Source organism: Candidatus Palibaumannia cicadellinicola, from assembly GCF_002855795.1.
Classification (GTDB): Bacteria; Pseudomonadota; Gammaproteobacteria; order Enterobacterales; family Enterobacteriaceae; genus Baumannia; species Baumannia cicadellinicola_C.
In genome coordinates, this window is the sequence record NZ_NJPO01000145.1 from 1 (window position 1) to 2776 (window position 2776).

Annotated in this window: 3 protein-coding genes; all 3 read right to left on the bottom strand. The window is 34.0% G+C overall.

Features of this window, described 5'->3' with window-relative positions:
* Positions 1 to 100 precede the first annotated feature (100 nt).
* Complete coding sequence (gene sufC, locus CEX73_RS02705) at positions 101 to 847, bottom strand: Fe-S cluster assembly ATPase SufC (RefSeq protein ID WP_101627052.1); 747 nt, start codon at positions 845 to 847, stop codon at positions 101 to 103.
* 73 nt (positions 848 to 920) lie between these two features.
* Entirely contained in the window at positions 921 to 2363 is a 1443-nt protein-coding gene (sufB, locus tag CEX73_RS02710) for a Fe-S cluster assembly protein SufB (RefSeq protein WP_101627053.1), read from the bottom strand.
* Between the two features lie 10 nt (positions 2364 to 2373).
* Positions 2374 to 2754, bottom strand: coding sequence for a Fe-S cluster assembly scaffold SufA (gene sufA / locus CEX73_RS02715; protein ID WP_101627054.1), 381 nt, complete (start codon positions 2752 to 2754; stop codon positions 2374 to 2376).
* Between the last annotated feature and the right edge of the window lie 22 nt (positions 2755 to 2776).

A 2776-nucleotide genomic window follows, 5' to 3' on the forward strand; every position in this document is an offset into this window, starting at 1 on the left:
TTTGGGCCAGTGATGTTTCCAGTGAGTATTCGCATAGATATCAGTAGAACTGATACTTTCTAAGAATTGATACCATTTGTTTAAAAAAACTTGGTTATTTTTATTGTTTTTTAGTAAGCCAGCCATAACCTTGCTCCTCAAGCTGCTTCGCTAGAGAAAAATCACCTGATTTAATAATCTTACCATGATATAGAACATGTACATGTTCGGGCTTAAGATAATCTAGAATACGCTGGTAATGAGTTATGACCATAAACGAACGGCGAACATTGCGTAACATATTTATACCATTAGCTATAATTTTCAAAGCATCAATATCTAGCCCAGAATCAGTTTCATCGAGAATACATAAGTCAGGTTCTAATACTGCCATCTGCAAAATTTCGTTACGTTTTTTTTCTCCCCCAGAAAATCCTACATTTACTGATCTTTTTAATAAATCTTTAGGCATTTTTAGCAGATCAATTTTAGTTTCTATTAAATCAATTAAATCCCAACTATCTAGCGGTTCTTGCTCACGATATTTACGTACTGCGTTGATAGCAGTATGTAAGAACAACTGATTACTTACGCCAGGAATTTCAATGGGATATTGAAATGCTAGAAAAATACCTTCTCCTGCTCGTTCTTCAGGATTGAGTTTTAGTAAATCTTTACCTTTAAATAGAACTTCTCCTGCTGTCACATGATAATTATCATGACCTGCGAGAGTTCCTGATAGAGTACTTTTACCTGATCCATTAGGACCCATAATAGCATGAACTTCGCCAGGTTTTATTTGTAAGTTGAGTCTATTTATAATAGACTTTTTTTCTACTTCTACGTTTAAGTTGTTAATTAATAACATGTTTTATATTCTTTTATGCGGCATGGTTTATTTTGTCCATTTAATGTTATAAACATATAAGAATGCTTAATTTTTAACCTACACTGTGTTCAAGGTTAATTGCTAATAATCGTTGTGCTTCTACGGCAAATTCTAATGGTAGTTCTGAGAAAACATCTTTGCAAAAACCATTAACAATCATTGATATCGCATTATCTTCGTTAATACCACGCTGACAACAGTAAAAAAGCTGATCTTTCCCGATACGAGAAGTTGTCGCCTCATGCTCTAGCTTAGCTGTATTATTGTATACTTCAATATACGGAAATGTATGGGCACCGCATTTATTACCAATCAACATGGAATCACACTGAGTAAAGTTTCGTGCGTTGGTAGCAGTAGACATTATTTTGACTAAACCACGGTAAGTATTTTTACTATTACCTGTTGAAATACCTTTAGAAATAATAGTAGAACTAGTATTCTTTCCAATATGAATCATCTTAGTACCAGTATCAGCTTGTTGATAACCATTAGTTAGTGCAACTGAGAAAAATTCTCCTACTGAATTATCTCCACGTAGAATAACACTGGGATATTTCCAAGTAATAGCTGAACCTGTCTCTGATTGAGTCCATGACATCTTCGCATTATCGCCGAGACACAATGCTCGTTTCGTCACGAAGTTAAAGATACCTCCTTCGTTTTGACTACCTGAAAACCAGTTTTGTACCGTTGAATATTTTACTTGAGCATCTTTTAATAAAATTACTTCTACTACCGCTGCATGCAACTGATAGTTTTTTCGTGCAGGTGCTGAACAACCTTCAATATAGCTTACATAACTACCTTTTTCCGCAATAATCATTGTACGTTCGAATTGTCCAGTATTAGCAGCGTTAATGCGAAAATAAGTAGATAATTCCATAGGACAACGTACATTTTTGGGTATATAAACAAATGTACCATCTGATACTACTGCTGAGTTAAGTGCAGCAAAAAAATTATCATTTACTGGTACAACACTGCCTAAATGTTGATGTATTAGCTCGGGATAATTTTGAATAGCATCGCCGAAAGAACAAAAAATAATACCTTGTTCTGCTAATTTATCACTATATGTAGTCGATACTGATACTGAGTCGAAAATAGCGTCTACAGCTACTTGTTTTCCTTCACGTACAGGTACTCCTAACTTATTAAATGTCTCTTCTACTTCATTAGTTAAGTAATTTTTTTTCTTTATTGTTGTTGCGCTCAATTCAGAATCATCGCAATTGCTACATTTAGGTACAGAATAATAACTATAATCATTATAATTAAATGATTTATAGTATGCATTCAGCCAATGAGGCTCTTTCATCTTAAGCCAAGTATGATAAGCATTGAGACGAAATTGTAACATCCAATCTGGTTCGTTACGCTTAGCAGATATAGCATGCACTACTTCTTCATTAATACCATACTGTAATTCTTCTGTAGCTAACTTAGTAACAAATCCCTCTTTATATTTTGTCCCATTTTTATGTATCATCATTATGTATCGCTCAAAATCCAAAACTTTCACCACACCCACAGGTATGGTGAGCTTGGGGATTGTGAAACTTAAATTCGTAGTTCAAGCCTTCTTGCACATAGTCTAGTTTCGTTCCGTCAATTAAAGGCATAGCTTGTAATGCTACAAAAAGCTTTGCACCTTGATGTTCATAAATTAAATCAGTTTGATTGTATGTGGTAACTTTATCTACGACATAACCGAATCCGGCACATCCAGTATTTTTTATACTAAGTCGTAAACCCAACATATTGTGATCTAAGTGAACTAGCTGTTTTATCTGTCTAGCTGCAGAATCAGTCATGGTTAAACCATACCATGGTTTATTATTTTGGTTGAAATCACAATTTTTGTATATATTATGTGTATGCATATTCATTACCTATTTGGTAATA